Raw genomic sequence first — 17,483 nt, forward strand, 5'->3', positions numbered from 1 at the left:
GCTGCAAAGGTTTGTAATGAAAAAACTGCTTGTCGTAACTTTTTTGGGTTCTTTCTTGTTAGCAAAGATGATCGATGGTATCGCAATTCTTGTCAATAATGAGCCTATTACACTCTATGAAATCGAGTCAACTGCCCAAAAACTTGGCCTTACCCCTAGACAAGCTATCGATATTCTCATTAGAAAAAAACTAGAAGATGCCCAAATCAAAGAGTTAGGAATTGAAGTAAGTGATTTTGAAGTAGAAGATGCACTTGATAATTTTGCACGCAAGCAGGGTATGGATATTTTCTCTTTGCGTCAAGCAATTGAGTCAAAAGGTATTAATTGGGAAGAGTATAAAAAGCGCTTCAAAGAGCAACTTCTTCGCAAAAAACTCTACCAAAAAATATCCCAAATGCATGCAAAAAATATTAGTGAGAGCAAACTCAAAGAGTATTATGATACACATAAAGAGGAGTTCAGTATAGCCAAAAAGGCACTTGTAAGAAAATATATATCTCCATCCAAAGAGATTCTCGAGCGAATTCGCCAAAACCCACTCTATGAGCCTCAAAATCCGATACTTCTGAGTAAAGGAGAGGAGCTTATAGAGCTTGATAAAGTCAATCCGCAATTTGCAGCTATGATCAACTCACTCAAAGAGGGTGAGTTTAGTCAAATTCTTCCGGTAGGAGATAAGTTTTTGCTTCTCTACATCAAACAAAAAGAGGGGAAAGAGTATATACCTTTTGAAGAGGCGAGAAACTTTATATTAAACAGACTGGCTAATCAAAAAGGTACCAAAAGCGTTAAAGAGTATTTTGATAGACTCAAGGCTTCAGCAAATATAAAAATCTTAAGATTACCACAATAAAGGAGTTCTATGACTAAAGAGGATTTTTTCGCACTTGTAAATCAGATTCAATCAAGCGACTACTATCGAGAGCCCTTGGCATTTGCAATTGCAAAAATAGATAGAGGTCAAAAAGACCCAGATAAAATTTTACAAGCTACATACGCTTTCATAAATTGGCAAGAGAATTTTGGCAGTGCAGCTATTTTTCAAAAAGCACTTGCAGAAGCTGGCCAGACTATTTCACAAGAGAGTGAAGCAGTTTATGAAGTTACAAGAGCATTTGTAGACAGCGCCATAGCTATGTGCAGTCCATGGCTTGAAGAGGCAGTAGGAGAAGCTCACAAAAATGTACAGATGATTAAATTTCTCTCCAAACTCGATGAGGAGGAGCTTGCAGATTTTAGAGTTGTTTTCCTCTTTGAAGATGCAGCACCAAAGAGTGTAGAGAGCGTCTATCTCAAGCTTTATGCCCTCTCTACTGGCAAGGCACCACTACGTAGCGTAAATCTTAATGGTGCTTTTGGTGTTCTTCCAAACGTAGCTTGGAGTGGCAATACTCCTATTGAGCTTGATTGGCTTCGAGAAAATGAGCTTGAACTCAAAATGACAGGGCAATACCCTGTTATCGATGCGGTTGATAAGTTTCCACGATTTTTGCAGCATATTATCCCAGCAGATAACACACGTATTTTGGATGCAAGTAAAGTACGTATGGGGGCGCAACTTGCCGCAGGCACTACTGTTATGCCAGGAGCAAGTTACATCAACTTTAATGCTGGAACTCTTGGACCAGTCATGGTAGAGGGGCGCATTAGCTCGAGCGCTGTTGTCGGCAAAGGAAGCGATATCGGTGGAGGGGCTAGTATCCTTGGTGTTCTTAGTGGTACAAGTGGTAATCCTATAAGCATTGGGGAAAACTGCTTACTCGGAGCAAACTCTGTTACTGGTATTCCTCTTGGAGACGGCTGTATTGTCGATGCTGGTATAGCGGTATTAGAGGGAACTAAATTTTTCGTCACACAAGAAGATTTTGACAAAATCAAAGAGGCAAACCCCGAGTGGCAAGCCTCATACAAAGAGATCTTCAAAGGGCGAGAGCTTGCTGGGCTCAATGGACTCCACTTTAGGCAAGACAGCACCACAGGGCAGATGAAGGTATTTCGCTCAAACAAAGAGGTGAAGCTCAACGAAGAGCTCCACTAAGTCCCTTTATGGGGGGCTTTATCCCCTTACTTATCACTTATTACAGTTTCTTCTCAATCTGCTTCGCTTTATATGTAATGAGTAGTACTTTCCATTATGCATAAAACTCACAGGTGTAAAATCGAGCTCATCAAGAGGGATGCTTAGAGTATTGCTACCTTGTAAATTCTCACTCTCTGGTAAAACACAGCGTCCCAAAAGTTTACAGCGTCGAGGAATACGTGGATGTATTAAGATCCTATTACCAATGTAAGCCATCCAAAAACATCCTCCAATTTTTTCACTTTTGAGGCATACTCTTTTGGCCTCCCCTCGCACAATATCTACAAATCTAGGATATATCCTATACGTTCTCTTTTTTCTTCCAATAACTCCGTATACTTCAAGCTCCAAGAGATTTGCAGGATGTGTCTGGAGATTTTTGTAGAGGATCTGTAAGCGAAGTTTTTCTATTTCGAGCTCTTTTTGGCGATTTTTTGCTTCAACGAGTCTGCGTTTTTCTGCTAGTTGGCGCAGCAATGTACGCTGCTGCATATACTCCTCACAAATAGCCTCTTGTTTAATAGGAGAAAAAGTTTGAAATATCTCTTTATCTATCCCACACTCTTTTGTGCTGCATCCTCCCCCTATCAGTGATAGGAGAAGAAGCAAAAAGATAGAGAAAAATTTGTGTAAACTATTTGAGATACTTTTCATCTATATATTTTGTATCAAAATTATTTGAAAGAAAGTCTGGGTTTTCCATCATCTTTTTATGAAAATCGATTGTGGTCTTTATGCCACTTACTTCAAACTCTTCTAGAGCTCTTTTCATCTTTGCAATAGCTTTTGCCCGATCTTCACCCCACACTATAAGCTTTGCTATCATCGAATCATAATAAGGGGGTACAATATAACCACAATATACATGGGTATCCATACGCACATCTTTGCCACCCGGCTGAATCCAGCTTTTGATTTTTCCAGGGTTTGGGATAAACTTTACTGGATCTTCTGCATTTATACGGCACTCAATCGCATGCCCTTGTAGCTTCACTGCATCTTGGCTAAAAAGCTTTTCGCCTTCTGCTATGCGTATCATCCACTCAACAATATCTATTCCACTCACCATTTCACTCACAGGATGCTCAACTTGGAGTCTTGTATTCATCTCCATAAAGTAGAAGTTTTTGTCTGCATCTACCAAAAACTCAATTGTACCAGCATTTTCATACCCTATGGCTTTTGCAGCTTTTACAGCTGCTTCATGGAGCCTAGTTCTTGTCACTTCATCTAAAATCACCGCTGGAGACTCTTCCACCATCTTTTGGTGACGACGCTGCAACGAGCAGTCTCTCTCACCAATATGCACTACATTACCGTGGCTGTCACCTAGCAACTGCACCTCAATATGACGAGGGTTTTTTATAAATTTTTCCATATAAATAGTTCCATCGCCAAAAGCACTTATTGCTTCGCTCTCTGCTGCTAAGAATGCGTTTTCTATGTAACTCTCATCCTCTACAACACGCATTCCTTTTCCACCACCACCACTTGCAGCTTTTAAGATCACAGGATAGCCAATCTCTTTTGCAACTCTTTTGGCCTCTTCTACATTTTTTATGGCCCCTTCACTTCCCGGCACTACAGGTACACCTGCATTTTTCATCACCTCTTTTGCTTTACTCTTATCACTCATAAGCTGCATAACTTCGAGCGAAGGGCCAATGAATTTTATACCGTGGAGATTGCAGATCTCTACAAACTGCTGATTTTCACTCAAAAAGCCATACCCTGGAAAGATTGCATCAGCCTCTGCAATTTCAGCAGCACTAATGATTGCTGGGATATTGAGATAGCTCTCACTCCCCTTTTCTCCACCAATGCAAATAGCTGCATCCGCAAGCTGTAAGTAGTGTGCATCTTTATCTGCAGTTGAGTAGACAGCTATCGCTTTTTTACCCATCTCTTTGATAGTACGAATCGCACGCAGGGCAATCTCACCTCTGTTGGCTATGAGGATTCTCTCAAGTTTTGCCATTTAGAGCCTTTCTACCAAAAACAGGGGCATATCATACTCAACAGGCTGCCCATCTTCTACTAAGATTTCTAAAATTTTACAATCAAACTCAGCCTCTATCTCATTGAATATCTTCATCGCTTCAATAATACCTATTGTCTGTCCTTTCGTTACCGTATCACCAACTTTGACAAAAGGAGGACTATCAGGACTTGGAGCGCGATAGAAGGTTCCTACCATAGGGGAGGTGATATATTCACCCTTCTTCTTAGCAGCTTCAAGATCTGCACTCTTCTCTTCTGTAGCTGTAGGTATTGGCTGTTGCGAAGGTGCTGGCTGCGATGCAGGGGCTGGAGCACTCTGCATAGAAGCTCCTTCAAATCCTTTTTGCAAAGATATTTCAAAATCTGCTTTTTTAAGTTTAAATCTACTTAAACCACTTTTATCAAAAATCTTTATAAGCTCTTTTATCTCTTTAAAATCCATCTGGAGTAACCTTTTTTTGGGATTGTAATTATTTGCTATAATATCATAAATTTCGTAAATATTTTTTTATTTTTACAAAGGTTTTGCATGGGCTTAAAAGCTGATTGCTGGATAAGAGAAAAAGCTATAAAAGAGAAAATGATTGAACCTTTTTGTGAAGAGCAAGTAGGTAAAGGTGTAGTGAGTTACGGGCTAAGCAGCTATGGATACGATATTCGTGTGAGTGATGAGTTTAAAATTTTTACCAATGTCAATGCAGAAGTAGTAGATCCTAAGCAGTTTGATGAGCGCAATGTGGTTGATTTCAAAGGAGATGTATGCATTGTACCACCAAACTCCTTTGCTCTTGCACGCACTGTAGAGTATTTTCGCATACCCCGCAATGTACTTGCCATCTGTCTTGGTAAAAGTACTTACGCACGATGTGGTATCATTGTCAATGTCACCCCTTTTGAGCCAGAGTTTGAAGGGCATATAACAATAGAGATCTCTAATACTACACCTCTTCCAGCGAAGATCTATGCTAATGAAGGGATTGCACAGGTACTCTTTTTTGAAGGAGATGAAGATTGCATGGTAAGCTATAAAGACAAAAAGGGTAAATATCAAAAACAAAGAGGTATCACTCTTCCAAAAATTCTCTAATTAAAACTTTCTCTCCATCCAGTCCAAAAGAGCGTAGACTAGCCAATAGTGACGTGTGAATCTGTTTCTTTTTGCATTTTCGATAAGAAACTCCAACTGTTCTTGCTTAAACAGATTAAATCTCTTATTAGCCTCTCTTAACTTTTGATCACTGCCACTACTTTGGAGCCACTCTAGCGCTGGATAGGAAAATCCTCTCTTTTTTCTCTCAATTATTGATTGAGGAATATACTTTGATGCAATCTTTTTGAGAAGATATTTTGGCGCTTTGGAGCGCTGAGGATCAGCAAATGCACTATAGAGTACACTGCTATCTAAAAGTGGTGTTCTTGCTTCAATAGTATGTGCCATAGAGGTGGTATCAAGTTTTACAAGATACAAAGACTGCAAACGCACCTTAATATCAATATAAGTAAAAAAAGCCGCCACATCCTTCCATCCGCTTCTTTCCCACTCCTCTAGATAGGGTTGAAGAAACTGCAAAGACTCATTATCTTTTACATTTTGGCGCAGGAAAAGATTTTTTTGCAAATCGGTAAAGACTTCACAGCTTGATCGAAAAATCACCTCATCACTTAATACTCGCTTATACCACTCCCACTCCTTATTAGGGCTAAAATGGGATCGAAAGTAGTTTTTGAGCCAGTTTTTATATTTGAGATCTCTGGCTTTGTAGAGATCGAAAAACTCAAAATATTGCCTATAGCCCAAAAAGATCTCATCACCCCCTTCACCACTAAGCACCACTTTTGCACCATCCTTTTTGATACGCTCCATCAAATAAAAAAGTGGCAATGAAGCACTATCACCAATAGGCTCATCAAAAAAAGTGCTCGCTCTCTCAAGTGTTGCAAAAAAATCATCTTTTGTAAATATTATCTCATAATGGTCACTACCGATATATTGTGCTACCTCCCGTGCGTACGGCAGCTCACTATATCTTCCCTCTTCATAGCCGATACTATATGTTGCTAATGAGCCTTGTAGCCTCTTTGCTATTGCACTGACAAATGAGCTATCTACTCCACCGCTTAAAAGTGAGACAACAGGAAAATCTCCTTGCAATCGCTTTTTCACTGCTTTAATTAATAGTGTCTCGAGACTTCCGGGTCTTTTTTTCAACAGCGTTGCAAACCTTTTACACTCATAATGAAGAGTCTTTGTATTAAGCTCTAAAATCTCTCCACCTTCTAATTTATAAATACCTTCATAAAAGGTCTCTCTCCCAACTGCCGATCCAAAAGAGAGGTAGCTGCTCAGTGCTCTTGCATTGATTTTTTGCTTATTTATATAAGTTAGAATAGCCTTGATTTCAGAAGCAAAAATGAAACTATCTTGCCAAAGCGTATAATATAGAGGCTTTTTCCCAAAGAGATCTCGAGCAAGATAGAGTTTTTCTTTATCAAGAAGTGCCAAGGCAAACATACCATCAAGCTTTGAAAAATTGGGGGCAACTGCTACTATCGCTGCTGCTTCACTTGTATGGAAATCTTTATAGTTGTAAATCTCTCCATTAAAAAGAAGTACTTTTTCATTTTGCACAAATGGCTGCTTTGCATCTTTATCGAGAATGTAGAGCCTATGATGCGCTAAGAAAACGCCATTAGCTTCATACACTCCACTCTCATCTTCCCCTCTATGTAAAAGCAAAGAAAAAGCGTTGAGTGCTTTTTCTCTATCTATTTTTCCAATAACACCAAAAATCGCACACATCAGCGTTTAGGGAAAAACTTCGTAATAGAGTAATCTTCTCTTTTAATTTTGTCTGTTTGATTATAGGTATACTCTTCGAGATAATCATTGAGAATTGTAGCCATGATTTTGAGGCGATCTTCAATAGCAATATCTGGAAACTCCTCTTCTAAAAAACTGTAGAGATCGCAGCCTCGCTCTTTACATTTTTGATGCAATGCATTAATCTTTGCTAGATCCATCGCTTTTTCCTCAACCAAAGATAGAGACCTAGAGCAATAATAATATTGAGTATCCACACAGCAAAATAGCCATACTTCCACTCCAACTCTGGCATATACTTAAAATTCATACCATAATTGCCTACAATGAAACTAAGAGGTAAAAATATAAGAGTAATACCTGTAAGACGCTGCATCGTCTGATTCATCCGATTAGACATATATCCCATAATGAGGTTTTGCAAATATCCTGTACGCTCTAAATATGCTTTTGACTCATTAATCAAAAACGAGAGGTGCTCTTTGAGGTCAATAAATTCAAATTTGAGTTTTTTACGTACTGTTGAGGGGTAGTGATTATAGAGTTTATTTATAACATCATTCTCTTGCACACTTACTTTTGAGATTCTATTGAGTGAGCGTCTTGCAAAGTAGAGACTCTTTTGGGTCTCCTCTTCATCAAACTCCTCAGCAAAAATCGTATCTTCGATAATTTCTAGTTTGTCATCCACAAGATCCACCATACCCATCGTTGCATCTATTAAAATATCTATAAGCGTATACGTTACATAAGGAATAGAGTCTCCTTTTTTATAGCGTCTACGAAAACGTGCAACAATACGCTGTATGACATCTTTTTCTTCACAGAGGAAAAAGAGTTTCTTTTCAGTAATTATCATGATGATATTTGTATCAATAAAGTATAAAGGGTGCTCGCTGCTGCGTTTGAAATATTTAAAAACCAGTAATTTAAAACTCTCGCTCTCTTCATATACAATACTTTGCTCTTCGTTTTGAATATCTTCTATAAAACTTTCATGAAAGCCATGCTCTAAGAGCCACGCTATAATCTCCTTTTTATATGGAGAGCTAAAAATAATCTCTTTAACATCTTCGTGAATCTCTATCTCTTCACTTTTTTGAATCTCATCACTTACAATATACATTTTATATACTCCTAAAAACTGCACCCTCTATAACGATATTTCTCCAGTACCTCCATTAAAGGTTTTGCTATATTTGTGCGCAAAGGTAAAGTAAGCAATGCTTTATAAATCTCTTCACTTACTGCAAATGGCTCGTTTTTGAAAAGAGTAAGGCGATAGAGAGGTTTAAAGCGCACCTTTACTTCCACTCCTCTTTCTTGCAACTCCTGATAAATATCCTCTTTGGGACAATAAAGAGAGGGTTTGAGAAGAATAGGAAACTCCTCTTTAAGTGTTTTATCACCCATTGGCACCATATCAAAGTAGGGATTACTAGCAAAACTTTTGTGAAGGTACGCTAGCGTTTCATTAGACTTTTGGATCTTCCCTTCAAGCTCTTCTATCTTGCATGGCTGAGCATGCTCTTTGATACCAAAAGAGGTAACATCATAATTCCATAGTCTCCCTCTTTTAATGCCCCCTTCTAAAAAAAGCTTACATTTTACATAAAGCTCTTCGTCAAAAAATTCTGCCACAACACAAGGACCATTTTTTTTCACAAAAACTTTCGCACTCCCTATATTTTCTCCATGGTTTTGAAACACAACGAGAGCTTGCGGCGTAAAACTCTCATAGAAATTGTGTACGATATCTGCATCACTACTAAAATCGAGTTTTCCATCAGTATAGATAATATCTATTCCCAACATTTTTGCTATATTTGCAAAAAAAGTAGGAGAAATAGGATTAAGACGTACCTCTTTACGCCCCAAAGCGTGCAAAATAGCCATATATAAAATCTGAATATTAGAAACATACAGTTGCATACCACAAACTCCATGAATTAAAAAGGGGGAAACTTTTATGTTAGAATAGCACAAAAAACTCTATAGGTGAAGAATGGGTAAGAATCTAATAATCGTTGAATCTCCGGCAAAAGCGAGAACTATTAAAAATTTTCTTGGTAAAGAGTATGAAGTAATCGCTTCGAAAGGACATATTAGGGATCTTCCAAAAAGTAGTTTCGGAATAAAGATTGAAGAGGATAAGTTTATTCCCCAATACCGTGTAGATAAAGATCATAGCGAGATTACAAAAAAGCTCAAAGAGCTTGCAAAAACAGCACAAACTGTCTACATAGCAACAGATGAAGATAGAGAGGGTGAAGCGATTGGATACCACATTGCACACGCTATTGGGAAAAATCCTGAAGAGCTTCCTCGCATAGTTTTTCACGAGATAACCAAAAATGCCATTAAAAAAGCGCTTGAAAATCCTCGCACAATCGATATGAACCGCGTCAATGCCCAACAAGCAAGACGCCTTCTTGATAGAATCGTGGGATATAAGCTCAGTCCCCTTCTTGCTTCTAAAATTCAGCGAGGTCTTAGTGCCGGGAGGGTGCAAAGTGCTGCACTCAAACTGGTAGTAGATCGCGAGCGAGAAATCAAAGCTTTTCAACCGCAAGAGTATTGGAGTATAGAGGCTGTTTTTAATAAAACTATACCAGCTACAATTTATGAATACCTTGGGAAAAAATTAGATAAGCTCGATATCAAAACAAAAGAGCAAGCCCAAGAAATCGTCCAAAAGGCTCAAAGCGAAGAGTTTGTAATAGCAAAGATTGAGAAGAAAAAGCGCATTACTAAATCTCCTGCACCTTTTATGACATCAACACTCCAACAAGCTGCTTCAAGCCAACTAGGATTTAGCCCTAAAAAGACGATGATGATCGCACAAAAACTCTATGAAGGAGTCCAAACTCCTCATGGAGTAACGGGAGTAATTACGTATATGCGTACCGATAGTCTCAATATCGCCAAAGAGGCGCAAGAGGCTGCACGCGAGCTTATCGCGCAAAAGTTTGGCCAAGAGTATCTTCCAAAAACCTCTAAAGTCTATGCAAGCAAAGCAAAAGGTGCCCAAGAGGCTCATGAAGCAATACGTCCTACAATGCTTGATTTTACTCCACAAGTTGCAAAGGAGTACCTCAGCGCTGATGAGCTCAAACTCTATACACTCATCTATAACCGTTTCTTAGCTTCACAAATGGAAGATGCAGTTTTTGAGACCCAAACCCTCTACTTTAAAAGCCCTAGCACGACATTTAAAGCCTCTGGCAGAAGACTGCTCTTTGATGGATTTTATAAAGTATTAGGTAATCAAGATAAAGATAAAATCCTTCCTGAACTCAAAGAAAAAGAAAAAGTAGAACTTACAAAAATTGAGGCGCAGCAACACTTCACTGAGCCACCAAGTCGCTACTCAGAAGCTAGCCTCATTAAAACATTAGAGCAGTTAGGTATAGGCAGACCATCAACCTACGCACCAACAATAGCCCTCTTGCAAGCAAGAGACTATGTGCAGCTGCAAAAAAAGCAGCTCATCCCCACAGATACTGCCTTTACCGTTATCGAGGTATTAGAAAAGCACTTTCCTGAAATTGTCGATAGCTCATTTACAGCCAAAATGGAAGAGGAACTTGATGAGATAGCCAATGCAAAAAAAGATTGGCAAAAGGTGCTCAAAGAGTTTTACGATCCCTTTATACAACTTATAGAAAAGGGCAAAAAAGAGATAAAAAGCCAAAAGATCGCAGAGCCTATTGGCAGAAGCTGTCCAGAGTGCGGCGCAGAGCTTGTTAAAAGAAAAGGCAGATATGGTGAGTTTATTGCTTGTAGCGCCTTTCCAAAGTGCAAATATACTGAGCAGATTGAAACACAAAAAACCCAAGAGCAAGTAAGTGATGAAAAGTGTGAAAAATGCGGCAGCCCTATGGTTGTTAAGCGAGGGCCAAGGGGAGAGTTTCTTGCTTGTAGCGCATATCCAGAGTGTAAAAACACAAAACCTCTTGCTAAAAGTGAGCCCAAAAAGCTCGATGTAAAGTGCCCTGAGTGCGGCGGAGATATCTTAGAGCGGTTTAGTAAAAGAGGAAAATTTTATGGATGCTCCAACTATCCAAAATGCACCTTTATTTCTAAATTTGAGCCTGTAGATAAAAAGTGTAGTGAGTGTGGCTATATGATGGCGCAAAGAACCTATAGAAATAAAGATATTTACGAATGCATTAAGTGTAAACACAAAGAGCCAAGAGAGTAGCCCATGCAAATAGGTGTCATATCTGATACACACAACCATCTTGCCAATACAGAAGAGATAGTCACAAAACTTTTACAGCACGATATAGCCTACCTCATCCATGCAGGAGACATTGGACAAAAGGTTTTAGACTATCTTGCTACCCTACCTATAAAAACCATTGCTGTATATGGAAACACAGATGCAGGACTGCACAATAGTTCCTCTCAAGTCATTTTGCAAAAACCTCCCTACTACTTTCGTATTGGTGATACAAACTTCAAATTAATGCATCAGCCCTACTATCTCTCGCCCGATAGCGATATTGTTATTTTTGGTCATCTCCACACTTTTAGCTGTGAAAAAAAAGAGGCTCTCTACCTCAATCCTGGAGAGGTATGTGCAAGGGAAAAACCTCGCATTGAAGGGGCTTTATTAGAGATACCCACAAAAGAGGTTTTCTATATATACAAAGATGTAGATACAAACAGATGGCAAGAAATGAGGAGCTGTATATGAAGGTCTATCTCTGCGCTATTAGCAATATCAGCAGCGGAGTATGCGCTGAAGATTGCAAGTTTTGCACCCAAAGTACCAAATATCACGCAGATATTCCACGTTATAAATATAAACCGATTGAGACAATTGTGCAAGAGGCAAAAAAAGCAAAAGCAGCTAAAGCAATTGGATTTTGTTTAGTAACAGCTGGGCGCGGGATTGATGAGAAGATCCTCGATTTTGTCACTAAAGCAGCATATGCAGTAAAAAAAGAGGTCCCAGATATTTCACTTATTGGCTGCAATGGTACTGCAACGCTAGAGCAGTTAAAAGAGCTCAAACGTGCTGGAATCGATAACTACAACCATAATCTTGAGAGCGCAAAAAGCTTCTATCCACAAATCTGCTCAACTCATTCATGGGAAGAGCGCTACCAAACTTGTCTCAATGTAAAAGAAGCAGGACTAAATCTGTGCACTGGAGGGATTTTTGGTCTTGGAGAGAGTAAAGCACAGCAAGATGAGCTCATAGAGCAAATCGCCTCACTTGAGCCCATGAGTGTACCGCTTAATTTTTTCCATCCCAATCCAGCTTTACCTCTCGAGCAAAAGACTGTAGAACCGAGCACTGCACTTTCTCTTATTCATCAAGCACGAAAAAAACTCCCCAAAGCAATGATTATGGTTGCAGGTGGTAGAGAGCTTGTTTTTGGCAAAAGATGGCCAGCAATCTTAGAAGCTGGGGCAAATGCCATTGTTATAGGAGACTATCTTACTACCAAAGGCGAAAGACCAGATAGAGATCTTCTAACACTTCAAAATCTTGGATATGAAATAGCAACAAGTTGCCATGAATGAAATAGCGATTATTACCACTATCTCTTTGATAATCTTTTCATCGCCATTTTTGGCAAAATTTACTAAACTTCCCACATCTGTCATAGAGATCGCCCTTGGTACCCTCTTTGGTACTTGGGGATTTTTGCACCATGTACCTCTCTTTGAGCTGGTAGCAGAATTTGGATTTTTATATCTTATGTTTTTAGCGGGTCTTGAAGTTGATCTCAAAAAGATCCTTGCCATTGATAAAAAGACACTCAAAAAAGGCTTTTTATATATTGGAGCTTTATATCTCCTCTCATTCTTATTGGTAAAAAATCTTAGATTTGAAAATATATTTATCGCTATTTTTCCTCTCATATCCGTAGGATTGATAGCGGCTCTGCGCAAAGAGTATGGTAAAAACTACACTTGGCTCAATCTCTCCATTGCAATTGGAAGTCTTGGAGAAGTAGTCTCCATTGCAATTCTCACAATAATTAGCACAGGTCTTGAGTTTGGTTTTGGTACAGAGTTTTACAAAAAGATCTTTATTTTATCACTTTTTCTTCTTTTGGTGCTTGGAGCTTTTAAGCTTTTACAGGTTCTTTTTTGGTGGTATCCAGAAATCAAAACCACCCTTATGCCAAAGATCGATAATGAAGAGCAAGATATTCGTCTCTCAATGGCACTCTTTTTTCTCTTTATCTCTCTTATGCTCTACTTGCATCTTGAGGTAGCCTTTGGTGCTTTCATTGCCGGTATTTTTATTGCAACATTTTTTGAGCACAAAAGAAGCCTGCCCCATAAGCTCTCCTCTTTTGGGTTTGGATTTTTAGTACCTATATTTTTCATCTATACAGGAAGCAGCTTTAAGATTGTATCGCTCCTTGTAAGTGATATATCTTATAGCGCCTTACTCATTGCTGCAATTATGATCTGTATACGCATTATCGCAGCATTTGTTTTTTATGATATTATGAAACTCAAAGAGCAAATTCTCTTTGCACTCTCTCACTCTATGCCACTGACACTCCTTGTAGCAATTGCCACAATCGCTTTGCATACGAAATTTATTGATGAGAGTGAATATATGGCTTTTATCCTTGCAAGTATCATTGAAGTACTTTTTACAATGATAACAATACGATTGATAATACGTTTTAGTGGCAATATATCCAGATAGTGTCAGCTTCTTTTTTTATGCGATTACGGCACTCTCCATCTAGACTAATTGCTATACGATAGAAGTTTTTATGAGCACCAATTGCAATATCTTTAAAAAGCGGGGTTTTTAGTTGCTGCTTTTTGCTTTGAAATCTTCTCTTTGCTGCAAAATCGATAACAATCTTTGGAGGAGAATCGAGTAAAAACTCTTTTTTTAATCTATCTTGCGTGTGGATCCCTATTTTATCTTTATAAAAACCAATAGTAGCAAATCCGAGCTGTAACGTAGTAAAAGGAGTCTCTAAAGATGGTCTATTTTGTTGTGAAGATTGACTTACAGCTGCATGCGCAGAGGTCTGCAAGGTATGTGAAGAAATTGAAGAGGTGTTATTATCTTTTGTAACAGATGATGCATTTGCGCTGATACTGTGCGCTGAAGTAGACAAATTCTCCTCATCTGCTTGTGAGGAGATACTCTGCTTTATGTGGGCAGAGCTATGCTGTAAATTTGGCACCTCTCCTGGAAAATAGAAAGGATTAATACGTGCCAATAAAAAAGTTATAGTAGCAATGTGAAAAAAAATTATTCTCATTCTTTGGGCTCCAGCTCTTTTAATTCAAAATACTCTTTTTGCAATCTTGCATTCTCTTTTTTGAGAAAATTAATACTTCTTTTGAGGTTTTTTTCTACTACATTGAGCTGATAGAGAACTTCTACCGAATTGGTACCAAAAAGTAACGCCCCAATATAGATAGCCATAAGTATAACAACTAAAGCCATCATACTATAGCGGAAAGCTTCAGCTAGCCAACTCCTTTTTTTTAAGGAGTCAGCAAGCTCTTGTGGCCTCTTATCCATTAACGTCTAAAAAGCTCTTTACCTATATATTCAGGATACAAAAGATCTCGCTCAATTTCTAACAGACGGTTATATTTTGCTGTTCTCTCACCTCGCGCAGGTGCTCCTGTTTTGATTTGTGCAGTATTGAGTGCTACTGCAAAATCAGCTATAAAAGCATCTTCGCTCTCTCCACTTCTATGGCTCATAACACAATTATATCCATTTCTTTGTGCTAAACGCACAGTTTCCATAGTCTCACTCACACTTCCTATCTGATTTGGCTTGATAAGGATTGCGTTTGCTACTCCTCTTTCTATACCTTCTGCTAAAATCTCTTTATTTGTTACAAATAGGTCATCACCCACTAGTTGAATCTTATCTCCAAGTTTATCAGTAAGAATCTTCCATCCCTCCCAATCATCTTCAGCCATACCATCTTCAAGAGAGACAATAGGATACTTTGCAACCAAGTTGGCATAAAAATCAGCTAGCTCTTCAGCGCTTAATACTTTTTCATCACCTTTGAGCTCATATTTTCCATCTTTATAAAACTCACTACTTGCTGCATCAAGTGCAATACTTACCTCATCACCTGGTTTATACCCAGCTTTTTCAATAGCTTTTAAAATATATTCAATAGGCTCTTCATTGTTTTTAAAGTTTGGTGCAAACCCACCCTCATCTCCAAGAGCTGTTGGATGGCCATCCTCAGCAAGCAGTTTTTTGAGCGTGTGATAGATTTCACTACTAGCACGAAGAGCCTCTTTGAAACTATCAAATCCTGTCGGCATAATCATATACTCTTGCAAGTCCACATCATTATCAGCATGCGCACCACCATTGATGATATTGAGCATCGGTGTTGGTACAATTACTCCATTAGAACCTCCAAGGTAGCGATAGAGTGGTAGATGCAAACTCTTTGCAGCAGCCCTTGCCACAGCCATAGAGACTCCAAGTACCGCATTTGCACCCAGCTTTGAGTAGTTCTGAGTCCCGTCAAGCTCTTTCATAATTGCATCAATCTCTGCTTGATTATATGGACTTAAACCCACAAGCTCATCTGCAATAGCAACTTCTACATTTTCGCATGCTTTCAAAACGCCTTTGCCACCAAATCTCTCATCACCATCTCTTAGTTCCAAAGCTTCTCGCTTACCAGTACTTGCACCACTTGGAACTATTGCACTAGCAACTGTACCATCACTTAAAATTACAGTCGCTTTTACAGTAGGATTACCACGGCTATCCAAAACTTCTTGGGCTACAATATTGTCAATATATACCATCTCTTCTCCTTCTTAATCTTCTACCATTTCATTTTCTGGAACTATCATTACACTATCATTCATACCAAGAGCTTGACGGATCTCATCTTCAATTTGGGCAGCAACGTCAGGATGCTCTTTGAGATACGCTTTTGCATTCTCTCTCCCCTGCCCCAACTTAATATCTTTATAACTAAACCAACTACCACTCTTATCGATAACATCTAGCTTCACACCATAATCGATAAGCTCACCCTCTTTACTAATTCCTTCACCAAACATAATATCAAATTCTGCTTGACGAAATGGAGGAGCCACTTTATTTTTCACTACTTTTGCACGTACCCGGTTTCCAATATTGCTATCACCTTGCTTGAGTGTAGCAATGCGCCGTACATCTATACGTACAGATGCATAGAATTTAAGCGCATTTCCTCCTGTTGTTGTCTCTGGTGTGCCATATCCCATAGCCCCAATCTTCATACGGATCTGGTTGATAAAAATAACTGTAGTATTCATCTTATGCAACACACCTGTGAGTTTGCGCAGAGCTTGACTCATAAGTCTTGCTTGCAATCCAACGTGCGCATCACCCATTTCACCTTCGATCTCTGCTTTTGGAGTAAGAGCAGCGACTGAGTCTATTACTATAACATCAACTGCCCCACTCCTTGCGATGGTCTCTACAATATCAAGAGCCTGCTCACCAAAATCTGGCTGGGAGACGAGGAGATTTTCTACATCTACACCCAAATTTTTTGCATAAAATACATCGAGTGCATGCTCAGCATCAATAAATGCAGCAATACCTCCTTGCTTTTGCGCTTCAGCAATTATTTGGAGAGCTAGTGTGGTTTTTCCTGAACTCTCTGGTCCATATATCTCAATAATTCGCCCTTTTGGCACACCACCGATGCCAAGAGCCATATCCAAACCAAGAGAACCTGTTGAGATAGAAGCAATTGGTTCAATCTCTTTTTCGCCAAGTTTGACCAAAGCCCCTTTCCCAAAAGCTTTGTCAATCTGCTTTATGGCAAGTTCAAGTGCTTTTTCTTTATTTGGATCCATAAATACCCTCTCATAAATTTTTTAATATTTTAGCTTTTTTTAAGTGAAATATCCATAAAACATTAAATGAATACAGTTTATACCTTGAACTCTGCTATAAAATCTTATCCTTTTTCAAATTTCCAGCACTTTTGATTTTCCATCCCATTTTTGCAATTTTTTGATATTAAAAAAAATTATGTTATTATTAGAAATATGCAGGATAAAGGTGCCATTTCCATAAAGGAGTCATAATGAATGTAATACATCCTCCATTCGTCCATTTTGTCGTAGCTCTTCCATTAGCTGCACTCTTTTCACAACTTACATATCTTGGCACAAAAGATATAACATACGCAAAAGCATCTACAAGAATCTTGGCACTCTCACTTCTTATCTCATTCTTTGCTGTTTATGGGGGATTACATGATGCTAATACTATATTAAATAATAACTATATTTTAGAATATGGTAAAGCTGTGATTGCCAAACATAAAATTTTCGGATTTTTAACACTATTCATTTTATTTATCACTACATTAATAAAATGGATTGCAACGATGAAAAAATCGTTTACATTAGAAAAGCTATCACTCCTTTTCATCATCTTTACTATTTTAACAGTCTTATATGAAGGCAATATGGGTGGCTCAATTGTTTATAAATACTCAGGGGGTATTGACAATCACATCATACAAGAGAGATGCGAAAAACTAAAGTAATATATTCCATCCAAAAAAATAGTTTTTCGCCAAT

General features: G+C 38.6%; 19 protein-coding genes. 8 read left to right on the forward strand and 11 right to left on the reverse strand.

Going from position 1 to position 17,483, the window contains the following annotated elements:
• The first annotated feature begins 16 nt into the window (after positions 1-16).
• Both JG738_RS09220 and JG738_RS09225 read left to right on the forward strand, forming a co-directional pair.
• Positions 17-856, forward strand: coding sequence for a SurA N-terminal domain-containing protein (locus JG738_RS09220; RefSeq protein ID WP_201337614.1), 840 nt, complete (start codon positions 17-19; stop codon positions 854-856).
• A gap of 9 nt (positions 857-865) precedes the next feature.
• Entirely contained in the window at positions 866-2,041 is a 1,176-nt protein-coding gene (locus JG738_RS09225) for a tetrahydrodipicolinate N-succinyltransferase N-terminal domain-containing protein (RefSeq protein ID WP_201337615.1), read from the forward strand.
• Positions 2,042-2,074: 33 nt separating this feature from the next.
• Here the strand turns inward: JG738_RS09225 and JG738_RS09230 are convergent, their stop codons facing one another.
• Genes JG738_RS09230 through accB form a run of 3 tightly spaced genes read right to left on the reverse strand, consistent with a single transcriptional unit; the run spans position 2,075 to position 4,526 of the window.
• On the reverse strand, positions 2,075-2,737 hold the full coding sequence (locus JG738_RS09230) for a hypothetical protein (protein WP_201337616.1): 663 nt from the start codon (positions 2,735-2,737) through the stop codon (positions 2,075-2,077).
• Positions 2,718-4,061: an acetyl-CoA carboxylase biotin carboxylase subunit gene (locus tag JG738_RS09235; RefSeq protein ID WP_201337617.1), complete on the reverse strand. Its 1,344-nt coding sequence runs from the start codon at positions 4,059-4,061 to the stop codon at positions 2,718-2,720. The genes JG738_RS09230 and JG738_RS09235 overlap by 20 nt, the downstream gene beginning before the upstream one ends.
• Positions 4,062-4,526 carry an acetyl-CoA carboxylase biotin carboxyl carrier protein gene (accB, locus tag JG738_RS09240; RefSeq protein WP_201337618.1) on the reverse strand — a complete coding sequence of 155 codons (465 nt, stop codon included), beginning with the start codon at positions 4,524-4,526 and terminating at the stop codon, positions 4,062-4,064. It lies immediately after the preceding gene.
• An 87-nt stretch (positions 4,527-4,613) separates the two neighbouring features.
• Here accB and dcd point away from each other — a divergent pair, with 87 nt between their 5' ends.
• Positions 4,614-5,171: a dCTP deaminase gene (gene dcd, locus JG738_RS09245; protein WP_084274776.1), complete on the forward strand. Its 558-nt coding sequence runs from the start codon at positions 4,614-4,616 to the stop codon at positions 5,169-5,171.
• Here dcd and asnB read toward each other — a convergent pair whose 3' ends face one another.
• Genes asnB through JG738_RS09265 form a run of 4 tightly spaced genes read right to left on the reverse strand, consistent with a single transcriptional unit; the run spans position 5,172 to position 8,837 of the window.
• Positions 5,172-6,884, reverse strand: a complete 1,713-nt coding sequence (gene asnB / locus JG738_RS09250) for an asparagine synthase (glutamine-hydrolyzing) (RefSeq protein WP_201337619.1) — start codon at positions 6,882-6,884, stop codon at positions 5,172-5,174. It lies immediately after the preceding gene.
• Positions 6,884-7,105: a hypothetical protein gene (locus JG738_RS09255; protein WP_084274778.1), complete on the reverse strand. Its 222-nt coding sequence runs from the start codon at positions 7,103-7,105 to the stop codon at positions 6,884-6,886. The genes asnB and JG738_RS09255 overlap by 1 nt, the downstream gene beginning before the upstream one ends.
• Positions 7,096-8,031, reverse strand: coding sequence for a magnesium transporter CorA family protein (locus JG738_RS09260; RefSeq protein WP_201337620.1), 936 nt, complete (start codon positions 8,029-8,031; stop codon positions 7,096-7,098). The genes JG738_RS09255 and JG738_RS09260 overlap by 10 nt, the downstream gene beginning before the upstream one ends.
• Positions 8,032-8,042: 11 nt before the next feature.
• On the reverse strand, positions 8,043-8,837 hold the full coding sequence (locus tag JG738_RS09265; protein WP_201337621.1) for a DegT/DnrJ/EryC1/StrS family aminotransferase: 795 nt from the start codon (positions 8,835-8,837) through the stop codon (positions 8,043-8,045).
• A gap of 73 nt (positions 8,838-8,910) precedes the next feature.
• On the opposite strand from JG738_RS09265, the gene topA reads away from it, so the two are divergent.
• Genes topA through JG738_RS09285 form a run of 4 tightly spaced genes read left to right on the forward strand, consistent with a single transcriptional unit; the run spans position 8,911 to position 13,590 of the window.
• Entirely contained in the window at positions 8,911-11,109 is a 2,199-nt protein-coding gene (topA, locus tag JG738_RS09270; protein WP_201337622.1) for a type I DNA topoisomerase, read from the forward strand.
• A gap of 3 nt (positions 11,110-11,112) precedes the next feature.
• Complete coding sequence (locus JG738_RS09275; RefSeq protein ID WP_201337623.1) at positions 11,113-11,607, forward strand: metallophosphoesterase family protein; 495 nt, start codon at positions 11,113-11,115, stop codon at positions 11,605-11,607.
• On the forward strand, positions 11,604-12,443 hold the full coding sequence (locus tag JG738_RS09280) for a biotin synthase (RefSeq protein WP_236583159.1): 840 nt from the start codon (positions 11,604-11,606) through the stop codon (positions 12,441-12,443). The genes JG738_RS09275 and JG738_RS09280 overlap by 4 nt, the downstream gene beginning before the upstream one ends.
• A complete protein-coding gene (locus JG738_RS09285; RefSeq protein WP_201337625.1) occupies positions 12,436-13,590 on the forward strand; it encodes a cation:proton antiporter in 1,155 nt (384 codons plus the stop codon). Before JG738_RS09280 ends, JG738_RS09285 begins: the two co-directional genes overlap by 8 nt.
• On the opposite strand, the gene JG738_RS09290 is transcribed toward JG738_RS09285, so the two are convergent.
• The 4 genes from JG738_RS09290 to recA are packed head-to-tail and all read right to left on the reverse strand — an operon-like array spanning position 13,568 to position 16,748.
• Positions 13,568-14,164, reverse strand: a complete 597-nt coding sequence (locus JG738_RS09290; protein ID WP_201337626.1) for an AMIN domain-containing protein — start codon at positions 14,162-14,164, stop codon at positions 13,568-13,570. The genes JG738_RS09285 and JG738_RS09290 overlap by 23 nt on opposite strands.
• Positions 14,161-14,430, reverse strand: coding sequence for a hypothetical protein (locus JG738_RS09295; RefSeq protein WP_084274786.1), 270 nt, complete (start codon positions 14,428-14,430; stop codon positions 14,161-14,163). The genes JG738_RS09290 and JG738_RS09295 overlap by 4 nt, the downstream gene beginning before the upstream one ends.
• Complete coding sequence (gene eno / locus JG738_RS09300) at positions 14,430-15,701, reverse strand: phosphopyruvate hydratase (protein ID WP_201337627.1); 1,272 nt, start codon at positions 15,699-15,701, stop codon at positions 14,430-14,432. The genes JG738_RS09295 and eno overlap by 1 nt, the downstream gene beginning before the upstream one ends.
• A 12-nt stretch (positions 15,702-15,713) precedes the next feature.
• Complete coding sequence (recA, locus tag JG738_RS09305; RefSeq protein ID WP_084274788.1) at positions 15,714-16,748, reverse strand: recombinase RecA; 1,035 nt, start codon at positions 16,746-16,748, stop codon at positions 15,714-15,716.
• Between the two features lie 233 nt (positions 16,749-16,981).
• Here recA and JG738_RS09310 point away from each other — a divergent pair, with 233 nt between their 5' ends.
• Positions 16,982-17,449 carry a DUF2231 domain-containing protein gene (locus tag JG738_RS09310; protein WP_201337628.1) on the forward strand — a complete coding sequence of 156 codons (468 nt, stop codon included), beginning with the start codon at positions 16,982-16,984 and terminating at the stop codon, positions 17,447-17,449.
• Positions 17,450-17,483: the final 34 nt, after the last annotated feature.

The sequence above is a fragment of the Nitratiruptor sp. YY08-26 genome (genome assembly GCF_016593215.1).
Taxonomy (GTDB): Bacteria; Campylobacterota; Campylobacteria; order Campylobacterales; family Nitratiruptoraceae; genus Nitratiruptor; species Nitratiruptor tergarcus.

What these genes read in the sequence shown, in the direction of transcription:
- JG738_RS09220 (WP_201337614.1), top strand. Translation starts at nt 17, where the DNA reads ATGAAAAAACTGCTTGTCGTAACTTTTTTGGGTTCTTTCTTGTTAGCA.
- JG738_RS09225 (WP_201337615.1), top strand. Translation starts at nt 866, where the DNA reads ATGACTAAAGAGGATTTTTTCGCACTTGTAAATCAGATTCAATCAAGC.
- JG738_RS09230 (WP_201337616.1), bottom strand. Translation starts at nt 2,737, where the DNA reads ATGAAAAGTATCTCAAATAGTTTACACAAATTTTTCTCTATCTTTTTG.
- JG738_RS09235 (WP_201337617.1), bottom strand. Translation starts at nt 4,061, where the DNA reads ATGGCAAAACTTGAGAGAATCCTCATAGCCAACAGAGGTGAGATTGCC.
- accB (WP_201337618.1), bottom strand. Translation starts at nt 4,526, where the DNA reads ATGGATTTTAAAGAGATAAAAGAGCTTATAAAGATTTTTGATAAAAGT.
- dcd (WP_084274776.1), top strand. Translation starts at nt 4,614, where the DNA reads ATGGGCTTAAAAGCTGATTGCTGGATAAGAGAAAAAGCTATAAAAGAG.
- asnB (WP_201337619.1), bottom strand. Translation starts at nt 6,884, where the DNA reads ATGTGTGCGATTTTTGGTGTTATTGGAAAAATAGATAGAGAAAAAGCA.
- JG738_RS09255 (WP_084274778.1), bottom strand. Translation starts at nt 7,105, where the DNA reads ATGGATCTAGCAAAGATTAATGCATTGCATCAAAAATGTAAAGAGCGA.
- JG738_RS09260 (WP_201337620.1), bottom strand. Translation starts at nt 8,031, where the DNA reads ATGTATATTGTAAGTGATGAGATTCAAAAAAGTGAAGAGATAGAGATT.
- JG738_RS09265 (WP_201337621.1), bottom strand. Translation starts at nt 8,837, where the DNA reads ATGCAACTGTATGTTTCTAATATTCAGATTTTATATATGGCTATTTTG.
- topA (WP_201337622.1), top strand. Translation starts at nt 8,911, where the DNA reads ATGGGTAAGAATCTAATAATCGTTGAATCTCCGGCAAAAGCGAGAACT.
- JG738_RS09275 (WP_201337623.1), top strand. Translation starts at nt 11,113, where the DNA reads ATGCAAATAGGTGTCATATCTGATACACACAACCATCTTGCCAATACA.
- JG738_RS09280 (WP_236583159.1), top strand. Translation starts at nt 11,604, where the DNA reads ATGAAGGTCTATCTCTGCGCTATTAGCAATATCAGCAGCGGAGTATGC.
- JG738_RS09285 (WP_201337625.1), top strand. Translation starts at nt 12,436, where the DNA reads ATGAATGAAATAGCGATTATTACCACTATCTCTTTGATAATCTTTTCA.
- JG738_RS09290 (WP_201337626.1), bottom strand. Translation starts at nt 14,164, where the DNA reads ATGAGAATAATTTTTTTTCACATTGCTACTATAACTTTTTTATTGGCA.
- JG738_RS09295 (WP_084274786.1), bottom strand. Translation starts at nt 14,430, where the DNA reads ATGGATAAGAGGCCACAAGAGCTTGCTGACTCCTTAAAAAAAAGGAGT.
- eno (WP_201337627.1), bottom strand. Translation starts at nt 15,701, where the DNA reads ATGGTATATATTGACAATATTGTAGCCCAAGAAGTTTTGGATAGCCGT.
- recA (WP_084274788.1), bottom strand. Translation starts at nt 16,748, where the DNA reads ATGGATCCAAATAAAGAAAAAGCACTTGAACTTGCCATAAAGCAGATT.
- JG738_RS09310 (WP_201337628.1), top strand. Translation starts at nt 16,982, where the DNA reads ATGAATGTAATACATCCTCCATTCGTCCATTTTGTCGTAGCTCTTCCA.